The 13,058-nt window shown below is 45.4% G+C and carries 15 protein-coding genes, 1 other RNA gene and 2 pseudogenes; 9 read left to right on the forward strand and 9 right to left on the reverse strand.

All coding sequences use genetic code 11. From position 1 onward, the window contains the following. The 5 genes and pseudogenes from QTO00_RS05550 to QTO00_RS05570 all read right to left on the reverse strand — a co-directional run. Positions 1-119 (reverse strand): annotated as a pseudogene (locus QTO00_RS05550) (phosphoglycerate dehydrogenase); the annotation flags it as partial. Between the two features lie 251 nt (positions 120-370). Beyond that, the gene (gene rpiA / locus QTO00_RS05555) at positions 371-1,027 is read right to left on the reverse strand and encodes a ribose-5-phosphate isomerase RpiA (RefSeq protein WP_038203006.1); all 657 of its coding nucleotides are present in this window, start codon (positions 1,025-1,027) and stop codon (positions 371-373) included. Between the two features lie 98 nt (positions 1,028-1,125). Next, the gene (locus QTO00_RS05560) at positions 1,126-1,713 is read right to left on the reverse strand and encodes a 5-formyltetrahydrofolate cyclo-ligase (protein ID WP_331423526.1); all 588 of its coding nucleotides are present in this window, start codon (positions 1,711-1,713) and stop codon (positions 1,126-1,128) included. 33 nt (positions 1,714-1,746) lie between these two features. Continuing rightward, a non-coding RNA gene (gene ssrS / locus QTO00_RS05565) (6S RNA) lies at positions 1,747-1,929 on the reverse strand. 19 nt (positions 1,930-1,948) lie between these two features. Next, positions 1,949-2,257 carry a cell division protein ZapA gene (locus tag QTO00_RS05570; RefSeq protein WP_038203000.1) on the reverse strand — a complete coding sequence of 103 codons (309 nt, stop codon included), beginning with the start codon at positions 2,255-2,257 and terminating at the stop codon, positions 1,949-1,951. Positions 2,258-2,492: 235 nt separating this feature from the next. Here QTO00_RS05570 and QTO00_RS05575 point away from each other — a divergent pair, with 235 nt between their 5' ends. The 3 genes from QTO00_RS05575 to QTO00_RS05585 are packed head-to-tail and all read left to right on the forward strand — an operon-like array spanning position 2,493 to position 5,514. Continuing rightward, the gene (locus QTO00_RS05575; protein WP_331423528.1) at positions 2,493-3,071 is read left to right on the forward strand and encodes a YecA/YgfB family protein; all 579 of its coding nucleotides are present in this window, start codon (positions 2,493-2,495) and stop codon (positions 3,069-3,071) included. Between the two features lie 11 nt (positions 3,072-3,082). Next, a complete protein-coding gene (gene ubiH / locus QTO00_RS05580) occupies positions 3,083-4,258 on the forward strand; it encodes a 2-octaprenyl-6-methoxyphenyl hydroxylase (RefSeq protein ID WP_331423533.1) in 1,176 nt (391 codons plus the stop codon). 23 nt (positions 4,259-4,281) lie between these two features. Next, positions 4,282-5,514 carry an FAD-dependent 2-octaprenylphenol hydroxylase gene (locus QTO00_RS05585; protein ID WP_331423534.1) on the forward strand — a complete coding sequence of 411 codons (1,233 nt, stop codon included), beginning with the start codon at positions 4,282-4,284 and terminating at the stop codon, positions 5,512-5,514. Between the two features lie 76 nt (positions 5,515-5,590). Here QTO00_RS05585 and QTO00_RS05590 read toward each other — a convergent pair whose 3' ends face one another. From QTO00_RS05590 to ygfZ, 3 genes are all read right to left on the reverse strand, one after another. Next, complete coding sequence (locus QTO00_RS05590; RefSeq protein WP_331423536.1) at positions 5,591-5,797, reverse strand: DUF1107 domain-containing protein; 207 nt, start codon at positions 5,795-5,797, stop codon at positions 5,591-5,593. A gap of 644 nt (positions 5,798-6,441) precedes the next feature. Next, positions 6,442-6,918: an aminoacyl-tRNA deacylase gene (locus QTO00_RS05595; protein WP_331423539.1), complete on the reverse strand. Its 477-nt coding sequence runs from the start codon at positions 6,916-6,918 to the stop codon at positions 6,442-6,444. Next, on the reverse strand, positions 6,911-7,879 hold the full coding sequence (ygfZ, locus tag QTO00_RS05600) for a tRNA-modifying protein YgfZ (protein ID WP_331423541.1): 969 nt from the start codon (positions 7,877-7,879) through the stop codon (positions 6,911-6,913). Before ygfZ ends, QTO00_RS05595 begins: the two co-directional genes overlap by 8 nt. 200 nt (positions 7,880-8,079) lie before the next feature. Here ygfZ and QTO00_RS05605 point away from each other — a divergent pair, with 200 nt between their 5' ends. Then, positions 8,080-8,340, forward strand: a complete 261-nt coding sequence (locus QTO00_RS05605; RefSeq protein ID WP_038202980.1) for an FAD assembly factor SdhE — start codon at positions 8,080-8,082, stop codon at positions 8,338-8,340. Positions 8,341-8,383: 43 nt separating this feature from the next. Beyond that, complete coding sequence (locus QTO00_RS05610) at positions 8,384-8,707, forward strand: hypothetical protein (RefSeq protein ID WP_331423543.1); 324 nt, start codon at positions 8,384-8,386, stop codon at positions 8,705-8,707. Between the two features lie 12 nt (positions 8,708-8,719). Here QTO00_RS05610 and nadB read toward each other — a convergent pair whose 3' ends face one another. Then, positions 8,720-10,333, reverse strand: a complete 1,614-nt coding sequence (gene nadB / locus QTO00_RS05615; protein WP_331423544.1) for an L-aspartate oxidase — start codon at positions 10,331-10,333, stop codon at positions 8,720-8,722. A 418-nt stretch (positions 10,334-10,751) separates the two neighbouring features. Here nadB and rpoE point away from each other — a divergent pair, with 418 nt between their 5' ends. The 4 genes and pseudogenes from rpoE to QTO00_RS05635 form a co-directional block, all read left to right on the forward strand. After that, on the forward strand, positions 10,752-11,330 hold the full coding sequence (gene rpoE, locus QTO00_RS05620) for an RNA polymerase sigma factor RpoE (protein WP_038202976.1): 579 nt from the start codon (positions 10,752-10,754) through the stop codon (positions 11,328-11,330). A gap of 25 nt (positions 11,331-11,355) precedes the next feature. Continuing rightward, on the forward strand, positions 11,356-11,970 hold the full coding sequence (locus QTO00_RS05625) for an RseA family anti-sigma factor (RefSeq protein WP_331423547.1): 615 nt from the start codon (positions 11,356-11,358) through the stop codon (positions 11,968-11,970). After that, complete coding sequence (gene rseB / locus QTO00_RS05630) at positions 11,967-12,932, forward strand: sigma-E factor regulatory protein RseB (protein WP_331423548.1); 966 nt, start codon at positions 11,967-11,969, stop codon at positions 12,930-12,932. Before QTO00_RS05625 ends, rseB begins: the two co-directional genes overlap by 4 nt. Next, positions 12,929-13,058, forward strand: a pseudogene (locus QTO00_RS05635) (SoxR reducing system RseC family protein); the annotation flags it as partial. The gene rseB and the pseudogene QTO00_RS05635, both read left to right, overlap by 4 nt.

A 13,058-nucleotide genomic window follows, 5' to 3' on the forward strand; every position in this document is an offset into this window, starting at 1 on the left:
CCTTTGTGGTATTCGATATTGGTGTAACCGGCGGCTTGAAGAACTTCTACTGATGATGGATGTAGACCTTCAAGCAAGAGAATTTTGATTTTTTCTTTTTCCAGTGAAACTTTGGCCATTGTCTTCTTCCTTAAAGTGGGGAAATTTGGGCTTAAAGGGCGCACATTTCGTTAAAGTAGATAAAGCAAACGTTTTTATCGACGTTGTGTAGCACGCAAACGTTTTCCCTGTGCGTCTTCTGACCATTAAGTTAACAAAAAAAATACAGCTTGGGTAAGAAAATTACGGAATAAGGCATAATTTTTATAGATTAAAATGAAAAAACGGCGCCATTAGGCACCGTTTGTAATGAAATAACAAAAAAGAGAGCTTACTCTTCGATTTTTGCACCTTCTGGGGTACCTGTGATGACAACATCTGCACCACGGTGCGCAAATAGGCCGACAGTCACTACGCCGGCAATTGCGTTGATCTTGTCTTCTAGAGCTTTCGGGTCGTTAATCTTCATGTTGTGTACATCAAGAATTACGTTGCCGTTGTCGGTAATAACACCTTCGCGATAAGCAGGATCTCCACCTAGCTTAACCAGTTCACGAGCTACGTATGAACGAGCCATCGGAATCACTTCAACTGGAAGAGGGAACTCGCCTAGTACATCTACCGCTTTGGTGTTGTCTACGATACAGACGAATTTCTCAGAAATAGCGGCGACGATCTTCTCGCGTGTAAGAGCAGCACCACCACCTTTAATCATATCGCGAGCAGGGTTGATCTCATCTGCACCGTCAACATAGATGTCTAGCTTATCGACTTCGTTACAGTCAAACACGTCAATCCCAAGACCTTTTAGTTTTTCAGTAGATGCTTCAGAGCTTGATACCGCACCTTTAATGTCATCTTTCATTGTAGCGAGTGCGTCGATGAAGTGATTGACTGTTGAACCTGTACCAACACCGACAATGCTGTCTTTTTCAACATACTTTAGTGCTGCCCAACCAGCTTCTTTCTTCATTTCATCTTGAGTCATGCTCATCTCCTAAGGCGGTAGTAAAATCGATTGCGGCGCGATTATAGCTTTATCCTAGCGAGACTTGAAGTGATGCTCATTGATTCTATTGGTGTGGGTTAATCCCATTGCCAGATCTTGCTTGGAGTCACAATTTTAGGCAGTGGTACGTCCCACTCTTCTATTGGTAGTGATTCTACATGCTGGCAGTCATGGGCAAGGCCAATTGGCATTGGGCCTTTCCCTGTTTTGAACCAGGGTTCTAAGGTACGGTCGTAGTAACCGCCCCCCATACCAAGTCGGTGCCCACTTGAGTCAAAGCCGACCAGTGGCGTGCAGATAATATCTAACGATGAGACGGGAATAATCTGAGTTTGGTCGAGCTTAGGTTCAGGTATCGAGTAGCGATTTAACACCATTGGTGTCGATGAGTGATAGTGGAGAAAAAGCAGATGACCTTTTGAGAAGGGGTGAATAACTGGAAGGTAGGTCTTTTTCCCTTGTTTCCACAGTGACTCGATCAGTGGCATAGTTTCTAACTCGCCATCCGTGGTCAGATACAAAGCGATATGCTGCGCTTGTCGAAACTCTGCTAGCTTTGACGTTTGCGTGATTAAATCTAGCCCGGCTAAATGTTGAGTATCACTGCTGAGTTGATTGCGTTTTTGGCGGATGCTGGTGCGGAAGTCTTGTCTGGAAAGTGTCATCAAGTTACCCGTTGTTGCAGGGTATCGTTGTAAGGATACCCCAGAGTGCCGTTGGAGAAATGGACCCTTGAACCAGCTGGTTCAAGGCGGATCAGCAGAGATAACCGTAGGCTTCTCGGTACAAGCCGAGCTTGCTCAATAGCTACCAAGTACTAACCCTTAGGTATTGCTTATCGGCTCAGGGACTTAATCCCCTAACGCACACTCCAGGGTAAATTCTTGACGGTGTAAAGGTTTAGTGCTGTCCTGGCTTAACTTTACTAATAGCATTGTCTAGTGATGCCGAAAGCAGTTCCATTCGCTCTGATAAGGCATCTTGCTCTTGCTTTTCACTATTATCTCGAGCTTCTAGCTCATGACAAAAGTTTAGCGCAACAAAGGTCAATAGCTGGACTTCATTTGTAATCTTAGTCTTTGCTGACATATCTTGCAGACGTTCTTCAAGACGCGCAGCGGCTTTTATTAATGACTCCTCTTGCCCTGACGGACAATTTACCCGAGTGAGCTTACCTAAGATTTCAACTTCCACTGCTTGATTACTCATATCGACTCTATATCTGTTGTCTAAGGTGATAAAGCAGATAATCACCGAGGAAGAAACTATAGAAAAACACCCATTAAGATTCAAGCTTTTCAAATCAGCGATAACTAAATCAGGGCGTAATGACACAGTAATTGGGCAATTTGTGCAAAAGCTGCCCACAAATGCTAATCGCTCGTTTTCGCTTGTGGTGGTAAGTGATACGATTGAGATTATTTGATTGAGTTAGGTCATACCAATGAGTGATAAAAAACTACCTGATTACCTCACATTCGCGAGTGAACTTCAGTCTGCAGGACTGGCGGTGAACCCTGCCGAGCTACATGGATTGCTGACGGGCATGTTAAGTGGTGGTTTGAGTTTGACCGATAAGAGCTGGCAGCCACTGATTTTTGACTATGTTAGTGAAGGCATGGGGTGGCCAACTAAAGCGTTGCAACTGGCTGAAGCAAGCTTAGATGCGACCATTGCAGAACTGACGGGCTCTGGTATGGAGCTTGATATTCTTCTACCTGATGAGGAAGCAAGCGCTTCTCTGTTTGATATTGCTGATGGCGTTGCTGACTGGGTTAACCACTTTATTTCTGGCTTAGGACTCGTTGGCGCTGAGCTTAAAAAAGCATCGACTGATGTTAAAGAAGCACTGGCGGATCTAGAAGAGATTGCCAAGCTTGGCATTGATGAAGATGACGACTTAGAAGAGCAAGCTCAGTTGTTAGAGCAGGTTATTGAACATATCAAAGCTTGCGCGCTCACTATTCACGCTGAGTTTGGGCAAAGAAGCCCTGAGCCACAGAAAGCTCCAACCATTCACTAGTCGAGGTGAGCATGAATCAGTTTGATGTGGTGATTGCTGGTGGTGCAATGGCAGGTATGACACTGGCATTAGCAATCAATAAATTAGCGCCAAAACCAATGTCTATTGCTGTGATTGAGCCTTTTCAGGCTGATCACGGCCAGCATCCTGGATTTGACTCCCGCTCGATTGCACTCTCTTACGGCACCGTATCAATACTGAAGAAATTTGGCCTGTGGCATGAGATTGCAAAGGTTGCTACTCCGATTGAACACATCCATGTTTCGGATCGCTCTCATGCTGGAATGACCGACATCTCTACTGATGAAGCTGGTGTTGAAGCTTTGGGTTATGTCGTTGAGCTCGCTGATGTTGGTCGCATCTACCATCAACAAGTTCAGCAAGATGCCAACATTACTTTACTCAATAGTGCAGTAGAGCAGGTTCAGCGCAGTGAACACTCGGTAAAGCTTAAACTTAGTAGTGGTGAGCGTGTTGAAGGTAAGTTATTGGTAGCGGCAGATGGTGCCGTTTCTACTTGCTGTCATCAAATTGGTATCGAGCTCAATGAACACGATTTTGAACAAGTCGCAGTGATCGCCAATATCACTACGCAAGTACCACATAATGGACGTGCATTTGAGCGTTTTACGCAGTCTGGCCCTGTGGCCTTGTTGCCAATGTCGCAAGGACGTATGTCTTTAGTTTGGTGTTTAAAGCCGGAACAGGCACAGCAGGTGATTGAATACAACGACGACCAGTTCCTCTCAGAGTTGCAACACGCTTTTGGTTGGCGATTGGGTAAACTAGAGAAAGTGGGGCAACGTGCAAGCTACCCACTGCTGCTGCGCTATAGAAAGCAGAATGTTTCTCACCGATTTGCCATTGTTGGTAATGCCGCGCAAACATTGCACCCTATTGCTGGGCAAGGTTTTAATTTGGGGATTCGTGACGTCGCTACTTTAGCAGAGTGCATTGCTACAGCTGGTGATGATCCAGGCTGCTATCGAGCTTTGAAGCAGTTTAAAAATTCACGTCGGGAAGATCGAGATGCAACGATAATGATGACCTCTTCCCTAGTGCACATCTTTTCTAATGACTACCTATCATTGCGTATTGGACGTAATCTCGGTCTGTTTGGTATGGATAATGTGCCCGCTCTCAAAAGCCCTTTGTTAAAGAGAACATTAGGTTTAGTGGCTCGTTAGAGGCGCTGAAAAGGATACAAAATATGATGCAAAGTGTAGATATCGCCATTGTTGGTGGTGGAATGGTAGGTTTAGCGCTTGCTGCGGCTTTCAAGGATACTGAGCTGCGTATTGCTGTGATTGAAAGTCGTGCCCCTGATAGTGAATTAAATGACTTGCCTGATGTGCGAGTTTCCGCGTTAAGTCGTTCTAGTGAAGCTGTACTAAGAAACTTAGGTGCCTGGCAAGGCATCGTTGAGCGAAGAGCTGCCCCTTATCAGGCGATGGAAGTGTGGGAACAAGATAGCTTTGCTCGAATTGAGTTTGAAGCGCAGCAGCTTGCTCAGCCCGATCTCGGACATATTGTTGAAAACCGGGTTATTCAACTTGCACTGCTTGACCAAGTGAAACAGCAAAGCAACGTGACTCTGTTTATGCCAGAGAAGTGCACTTCCATGGCTGTTGGTGAGAGTGAAGCTTGGCTCACCTTGGAAAGCGGCCAAGCGCTGACTGCGAAATTAGTCGTAGGTGCTGATGGAGCTAATTCGTGGGTTCGTAAACAGCAAGAGATCCCATTAACTCACTGGGATTACGGTCATAGTGCGATTGTTGCTAACGTTCGTACGCAAGAACAGCACCTGCGGGTAGCAAGACAGATTTTCACCCCACAAGGGCCATTGGCTTTCTTGCCATTGGGTGAAGGCAACCTAAGCTCTATTGTTTGGTCGACTGATCCTAGCCGAGCGGAACGTCTTATTAGCTTATCTCCTGGTGAGTTCAATAAGGTGTTAACCGCCGAATTCGATAATCGCCTTGGGTTATGCACGGTTGAGGGTGAGCGTTTCGCTTTCCCATTGAAAATGCGTTATGCGCGAGACTTCGTGACAGAGCGCGTTGCTCTAGTTGGTGATGCGGCGCATACAATCCACCCTTTGGCAGGGCAGGGCGTGAACCTTGGCTTGCTCGATGCGGCTAGCTTAGCCCAAGAAGTCATTGAGTTATGGCAAGCTGGGGAAGATATTGGTAGTAAGCGCAACTTGCGTAGCTATGAGCGCTGGCGTAAGTCCGAAGCGGCGAAAATGATCGCAGCGATGCAAGGATTCAAAGACCTATTTGAAGGCAGTAACCCAGCGAAGAAACTAATTCGAGGCATCGGGATGAAAATCGCAGGCCAACTTCCGGGCGCGAAAGATGAGATAATGAAGCGAGCGCTTGGTTTGAAAGGGAATTTACCTAAGCTGGCGCTACGAAGTCGAGATATATCGAAAACCTTATAGGTGCAGTGTGAATAATAATTTATAAAAACAGTTCACATAAAAAAGGGTTGGCACTGCCAACCCTTTTCTAAATCAGTTAAGCGTATGCGCAGCGAAGTTTCATCACTTCTTGGTTAATCTCCTTCACCGCTTGAAAATGCCTGCGTTCAGCTTTCTCAGGCAACATTAGCTTGCCGTTATCAAACTCAAATTTCCCAACCCCGTTGATGTAAATTCTTCCCTTAAAAAGTCGACTAATATGTTTAGCAATCATACTTGGTGTATAGCGCTTAAACAGTCTCATACAGTAATCCTTATCTTTAGCAAGCACTGCAAATTATACGTTTTTCCCACCGTGAAAATTGTGATTGTTATGGTGGAAAATGTAGATAAAACCAGTCCAATTGGATATTTGTGCCTCTCTTGGCAAAAATACGGATAAATATCCAATTTATTGTGATAATTACCTCATTTATGTTCTGTAGTAAGAACTCGGCTCAATCTTCGAATGATGCATATTAAAGCTAATCTTTATGACAGTTTTAAGAATAGTTTAACTTTAGGATTGGATGTAAATTATTTGTAAATTAAGAGCAAAAAAAAAGCCCGCTCAAAATGCGGGCGAATAGTCACAGATGCATTACACAAAAAGTGGATGTCCTGAAACAATCAGTGGATTCACTTTTTTAGTTGGAGAAGGATTTACATACCTTTTGAGCCACATACCAACTCGATAAAGGCAGCGCCACTCGGCCAAAAACGACAACCAAGCGAACTTTAACCAACGCAGGCAGAATACTTCAAAAAAGCACTCGTGACTACTTATGCCTTTAAAATGAATAAAAATTTACACAAAAATACGCAATGATGAGAAGTGTGTCGATCTTTTAATGTAATCGATTGCAAAAGACTGTCTAGCTACCTACCCATTAATGGGTAGGTGGCGGCCTAATCTCGACAGATACTGCCTATAATAGGTTGGCAGAGTTGAACGAGGTCGTGGCAGCTTAGTGCGACACCAGCCATATTCGAGCCACTGCTGATCGTTACTTCAGGTTCAGTTAAAAGTTGATCGTCAAATATGATGGTCATAGGTGTTCGAAGTAGTAGAGGAACAACAGTGCCAATTTTGTACCCTGTCAGGCTAGCCACATCTTGCATCGAAACACAGGTCATTCGGCGCCAATCTAGCAGCGCACGAACTTTCTTTGGGTCAACGGCCTGGTTTCCTGGAGCACAGGCAATCGCATAACGGTTGCTCATATCGCGTAGCACGATGGATTTAACCATTTGCTCAGGTCTAATCCCTCGTTGTTGCGCTGCATCTTCAATCGTGGTTGCAGGCGTCTGGTGAGGCAGCAGGCGAAAGCTCACCTGCTGGGACTCGAGATATTGTGTGATATGAGTAGAGATAGGATCAGTCATTATCTTCTAGCGAGTATGGAAGAGCGGCAAAAGTCCATAAGTTGTCAGGTTGATCTTTAAGACGCAGTTGAGTGTCTGATTCTAGGTTGTTTGGCAACACAACTAATGCCAGAGCTTTTCCGTCACTGTAGCGGTAGCTAGTGAGAACTTTACCCGCCCCGCGCCAGTTGTCTCCTACAGCGCGCTCTAACTCCGCATTGGCTTCCACTTCTGTATCGGCTTCGCCTTGAACGATAAATAGCGCGCGCTTGTTGATGCCACGGTATTTAGCTCTAGCAACCGTCTCTTGTCCGGTATAACAGCCTTTAGTGAAATTGATGCCACCAAGAGCTTGCAGGTTTAGAGCTTGAGGGATGTGCTCATTTTGCTGCTCAGCATTAAGAACAGGTAGCCCGGCTTGAATGTCTTGTAAGGTCCAAAGTTCTTCCGATACCTTTTGCGCTTGGCTCGCACTCACTAGCTGTTCTGCGTCAGTTTGGGCCATCAATAGTAGCCAACGTTGCTCATCAACTTTCACCGCTGTGCCACCTTGAATAGCACGTACATCACCACCCTCAGATGAAAGAGTTTCGATAAATGCAGTTGCTTCAGCACCGACTAATCCAAGTACAACATCTTCAGTTTGAGTTATCTCTACCTTTGAGAAAATCGCGTACTTTTTCAGTTCAGCAAGCTCTTTCTCTATGATGGATGCGGGTTGAACCATGGCATAACCACCATTGTGATGGAATAAGCGAAATACGCTCCATACTTTTCCTTTAGCGTCACAGTGTGCACCGAAGGTAGACGCGTGTTCGTCAAGGGTAACAACATCACAAGTCACTTGGCCTTGTAGGTATGACTTTTTGTCGTCTCCAACCATTGTGATTGCACTCCATGATGGAAGTAGTGCAATTGAAAGAGGAGGAAGCGCCTCGTTGGAAGCCAGTTGTAGTGGAGCGAACTCTTTTTGCCAGTCCATGAACATCACCTAATCGAATCTGAATCAGTGTATGTTAGCGCTGATTCCCACTGGGAAACAACCTTTAGAATAGTGGGCGATTAGTTGATGGGAGAATTGTCTAAACCATGACCTTGCTCGGGAGTGTGACTGGCGCACTAGTTGTATGCGAATTTGCTTGTTACACTCGGCGCAAACAACCGATTAGGTGAGGAACTAAAATGTATACCGCAGAAGAAAAAGCGCGTATTAAATGGGCATGTCGTCGAGGAATGCTAGAGCTTGACGTCGTTATCATGCCTTTTTTTGAGGAATGTTTTGAAGCCCTACAAGAGAACGAACAAAAAGATTTTGTGTCGCTGCTAGAGTGTGACGACCCAGATCTGTTTACTTGGATAATGGGTCATGGCCGTAGTGAGAACTTAGGTCATGCGTCTATGGTTGATAAAATTGTCGCGCATAACCTCAGTAAAGTCCGTTAGGCTCAATTTTCGTCACTCTAACACTTCTACAATGGCCAGCGTCATGCTCTTGATGCTGGTCATTTTTATTATTGTCCTGTCAGATATCCCACTCGCCCCGAGCATCATTTTGCTTTCTATTTTAGCTAAGCTAGCTGTAGACAAAGAGATACTGCCGGCACCTCTGCGTGGTGATGTAGAGTTCACGGCTTGCAGTTACAAATTCGCTAATGGTGCAGAGCATCGAATCGAAACAGTTAACTATCTTGGTATGGCGTTTGTGCTGCTTATACAGCGAGAAGGTGGTCAGCGAACTTTGATTTGGCGCGATAGTCTGTCGGAAGCGAGTTACCGACATTTAGTGGTGATGTTAAAAGGGGAGCATTGAGCCCCCCCTAGATTATTTTTGTTTCTCTGGCAGTAGAATCGTTGGCCCACTGTCTTCAGCAAGTTCAGGGTAATCGAGCGTGTAGTGTAAGCCTCGGCTCTCTTTTCGTTCCATTGCACAACGAACCATAAGCTCAGCTACTTGGAGTAGGTTACGTAACTCTAGAAGGTTATTCGATACTTTGAAATTACTGTAATACTCGTGGGTTTCTTGCTGTAGTAGTTGGATGCGGCGCAATGCACGCTCTAGACGCTTATCGGTTCTTACTATGCCCATGTAGTCCCACATAAATAGACGTAATTCATGCCAGTTATGTTGGATCACGACCTCTTCATCAGAACAGCTAACTTGGCTTTCATCCCAAGCAGGAAGAGTGGGTGGTAAGGTTGCTTCGCCGAGGTTAGCAATAATATCGTTGGCTGCTGCCCATGCGTATACCACACATTCTAATAGCGAGTTCGACGCCATGCGGTTGGCACCGTGTAAACCTGTGTAGCTCACTTCGCCAATTGCGTACAGTTGAGAAAGATCGGTTTGACCTGTCTGATCCACCATGACGCCGCCACAAGTATAGTGCGCAGCAGGAACGACAGGTATTGGCTCTTTGGTCATGTCGATGCCAAGATCAAGCAAACGCATATTGATAGTCGGGAAGTGCTTCTCGATAAAATCGGCAGGTTTATGGCTGATATCTAGGTACATGCAATCAGCACCAAGTCGCTTCATTTCGAAGTCGATAGCGCGTGCAACCACATCACGAGGAGCAAGCTCTTCGCGTTCGTCGAAATCGGGCATAAAGCGAGAGCCATCAGGACGACGTAAGAAAGCGCCTTCACCACGAAGGGCTTCGGTCAAAAGGAAGTTACGCGCTTCTGGGTGATATAAACACGTTGGGTGGAATTGGTTGAACTCAAGGTTAGCCACTCGACACCCAGCACGCCATGCCATTGCAATACCATCTCCCGATGAAACATCCGGGTTGGATGTGTATTGATACACTTTAGATGCGCCGCCAGTGGCTAACACAACAAACTTAGCTCTCACCGTTTCAACATGTTCTTGATTGCGGTTCCAGATGTATGCGCCAACGATTTTATTTTCATCGCCGCCGACTTTATCTTCGGTAATTAGATCAAGTGCGTTGTGACGCTCTAAAACGGTAATGTTGGGGTGATTATGAACATTGTCTTGTAGGGAGGTTTGCATCGCCATGCCTGTTGCATCAGCCGCGTGCAAAATTCGGCGGTGGCTGTGACCACCTTCGCGAGTTAAGTGATAGCGAGGCGCTTCGTCACTGTCATCCTCTTCGCGGTCAAACGGTACACCGCCGTCGATTAACCACTGAACACACTCTTTGGCGTTTTTCGCAATGAACTCGACCGTATCTTGTTCACAAATCCCACCGCCAGCGATTAAGGTATCCTGGACATGAGATTCAATGCTGTCTGATTCATCAAATACCGCAGCGATCCCGCCTTGAGCATAGTAGGTTGCTCCTTCGCTACGAGGTCCTTTACTTAGTACGATGACCTTACCGTACTCTGCGACGCGTAACGCTAGCGATAGTCCTGCCGCGCCACTGCCCACCACTAACACATCACACTGATGTTCACGGTTTGCGTTCATAAAACTTTTAAATTCCCGAGTTAATTTGTACCTATGCCCCTTTCATCCTGATAACCATTAAGGCTAGCTTGGCACGGTAACAGAGCGATCCCGCTCTAAAAAATTCCACTGAATTGCTATCTCGACTCAAAAAATGAAAGAGTCAAACTGCAATAGTACCACTATGTGAGTGGCTTTGCATAAATGCAATTCTTCGTAAAGAGCATTGCTTTTCTCTATCTTGAACTTCACAATCTGAAACAAGACGTAGGCTGCTATCTCACTGTATAAAAAATAGTTTGAAGATTTTTTGAACTTATATTTATTCGCTAGGTCTCAATAGTGCTCTAGTAAGCAGTGGTGTCAAGACTACATTTTGCATAATTAATGCTCATGTCTGAGAAGATAAGAGTTAATAACGATAGGAGTACCCGCTCGAATGAACGAGCAACTGACCGATCAAGTATTAATTGAGCGAGTTCAGAATGGGGATAAGCAAGCATTCAATTTGTTGGTAACTAAGTACCAAAATAAAGTCTGTAACCTTATTTCTCGCTATGTGAATAATCCTGGTGATGTTCCCGATGTAGCACAAGAGGCATTTATAAAGGCGTACCGAGCGATACCAAGCTTCCGTGGTGAAAGTGCCTTCTATACTTGGTTATATCGGATTGCCGTTAATACTGCAAAAAACCACCTTGTTGCCCAAGGAAGAAGACCTCCAGCACAAGATGTAGATACTGAAGATGCTGAATATTACGAAACAGGAAGTGCATTAAAAGAAATTTCGAACCCTGAGAACTTAACGTTGTCCAATGAATTGAAACGTGTTGTTTTCAGTGCAATCGAAGCACTGCCTGATGACTTAAAGACCGCGATGACGTTGCGCGAGCTCGATGGCTTAAGCTACGAAGAAATTGCAGCGGTTATGGATTGCCCTGTAGGGACGGTACGTTCGCGTATCTTCCGTGCTCGTGAAGCTGTTGAAAAGAAAATTCAACCGCTAGTACAACGCTAGACCTGTAACATTAATGGTGAAAATAATGGCTGACAAAGAAAAACTTTCAGCACTCATGGATGGAGAGTTGGTTGATAAAGCTCTAATTTCTGAATTAGAGAAAGACCAAGAAAGCCTACAGGCTTGGCAGAATTACCACCTGATTGGTGATGTAATGCGAGGAGAAGCTCCTGAAAAGCCGGAGTGGAACATCGCTGAAAGTGTAGCCCTAGCACTAGACAATGAGCCTGCGCATTCTGTGGTGACTAAGTTAGAAGAGCATCGAGTTGTCGATTCTCAACCAACACCATCACAAGCTCGTCGTCAATTACCTGCTTGGTTAAATCAGTTTGGACAAGTGGCCATGGCTGCTTGTGTATCATTAGCCGTGATTTTAGGTGTTCAGCAATACGGTGGCAGCGATTCTACCGTAGCCCCTGAGACAGAGACACTACCTGTTCTACAGACTATTCCATTCTCTGGTAGTGCTGAACCTGTGAGTTTGACTCGCTCGTCTGTAGAAAAACAGGCGAATGAAGTTAATGTACAAGAGCAACATCGCCGAATTAATGCGATGTTACAAGACTACGAATTACAACTACGCTTAAACAGTGAAAAAAACATTGAGTACAGCGATAATCCTGAAACGGTAGTTGAATGAAGAAAATTCTGATCAGTGCGCTGACACTGTTCAGTTTGAATACACCAATAGCCTTTGCAGAAGAAAACGCTGCAGAGGCTTTGTTGCATCAAATGAACGAGGCTAGTCAGCAACTTAGTTACGAACTGTCTTACATACTGATAAAGAAAAACAGTATTGAACCTTTGCTTTATCGCCATGCGAGGGCGGAGGAGCAACAACTTGCTCACCTTGTCTATCTTAGCGGCCCTTTGCGCGAAGTGATTCGTCGTGGTGACGAAGTGAGTTACATCGAACCCGGTGTCGATCCTTTTACCATTCGTTCTGGCAATATGGTTGCACCGACCATCCCTTTGCTTAATTCCGACGTAGAACAACTGAGTGATTTTTACGACTACATTCAGCTTGGTCGTGCACGTGAAGCAGGCGCTGCATGTCAGGTGCTACGAATTGTGCCGAAAGATGGTCAGCGATACTCCTATGTGCTGTGGGTTGATGAGAACAGCAAGCTGCCTTTAAGAGCCGATCTTGTTGATCGTGACGGTGAGGTGTTAGAACAGTATCGAACGATCTCTTACAGTGTTAACGATCGAGTGGCTAATATTTTGGGGGGCTTGAGTGAAGTGAAGCTGCCTGAAGTGATTTCGTTACCAAAAGGACAAATCACTAATCCGTTTTGGACGGTTGGTTGGATCCCGAATGGCTTTGAACCGAAAGAGCTCAACCGCTACCGTATGAACAACACTGATCGCATGGTCGAAAGTCAAATGTACAGTGATGGGCTGTTTAGCTTCTCGGTTTATGTGTCTGAGAGTGATAACTTGTCACTGAAGGGACAGCTTGTGCGTCAAGGTCGTCGTACCTTACACAGTTTTGTCCGTGGCGATCGTGAAATCTCAGTGATTGGTGATATTCCGCCAGCAACGGCGAAACGCATCGCTCAATCTGTGACGTTTAAAGCCAGTGAGACTAAAACCCAATGATTACTGCGTTGGCGACAGTGTCTGCAGTGACACCCGTATCTTCCGGCTTCGATGTAGAGCTTAGCTGTGAGCAGCAAACTAGCTGCAGCAGCTGCTCGTCGCAAAAAAGTTGCGGTACGGGTATTG

Source organism: Vibrio sp. M260118, from assembly GCF_036533755.1.
GTDB lineage: Bacteria > Pseudomonadota > Gammaproteobacteria > Enterobacterales > Vibrionaceae > Vibrio.

Bases quoted from the DNA above. Each gene is read 5' to 3' on its own strand.
- ubiH (WP_331423533.1), top strand. From the start codon at position 3,083: ATGAATCAGTTTGATGTGGTGATTGCTGGTGGTGCAATGGCAGGTATG.
- QTO00_RS05575 (WP_331423528.1), top strand. From the start codon at position 2,493: ATGAGTGATAAAAAACTACCTGATTACCTCACATTCGCGAGTGAACTT.
- QTO00_RS05585 (WP_331423534.1), top strand. From the start codon at position 4,282: ATGATGCAAAGTGTAGATATCGCCATTGTTGGTGGTGGAATGGTAGGT.
- QTO00_RS05590 (WP_331423536.1), bottom strand. From the start codon at position 5,797: ATGAGACTGTTTAAGCGCTATACACCAAGTATGATTGCTAAACATATT.
- rpoE (WP_038202976.1), top strand. From the start codon at position 10,752: ATGAACGAGCAACTGACCGATCAAGTATTAATTGAGCGAGTTCAGAAT.
- rpiA (WP_038203006.1), bottom strand. From the start codon at position 1,027: ATGACTCAAGATGAAATGAAGAAAGAAGCTGGTTGGGCAGCACTAAAG.
- rseB (WP_331423548.1), top strand. From the start codon at position 11,967: ATGAAGAAAATTCTGATCAGTGCGCTGACACTGTTCAGTTTGAATACA.
- QTO00_RS05595 (WP_331423539.1), bottom strand. From the start codon at position 6,918: ATGACTGATCCTATCTCTACTCATATCACACAATATCTCGAGTCCCAG.
- QTO00_RS05605 (WP_038202980.1), top strand. From the start codon at position 8,080: ATGTATACCGCAGAAGAAAAAGCGCGTATTAAATGGGCATGTCGTCGA.
- ygfZ (WP_331423541.1), bottom strand. From the start codon at position 7,879: ATGGACTGGCAAAAAGAGTTCGCTCCACTACAACTGGCTTCCAACGAG.
- QTO00_RS05610 (WP_331423543.1), top strand. From the start codon at position 8,384: ATGCTCTTGATGCTGGTCATTTTTATTATTGTCCTGTCAGATATCCCA.
- QTO00_RS05560 (WP_331423526.1), bottom strand. From the start codon at position 1,713: ATGACACTTTCCAGACAAGACTTCCGCACCAGCATCCGCCAAAAACGC.
- nadB (WP_331423544.1), bottom strand. From the start codon at position 10,333: ATGAACGCAAACCGTGAACATCAGTGTGATGTGTTAGTGGTGGGCAGT.
- QTO00_RS05625 (WP_331423547.1), top strand. From the start codon at position 11,356: ATGGCTGACAAAGAAAAACTTTCAGCACTCATGGATGGAGAGTTGGTT.
- QTO00_RS05570 (WP_038203000.1), bottom strand. From the start codon at position 2,257: ATGAGTAATCAAGCAGTGGAAGTTGAAATCTTAGGTAAGCTCACTCGG.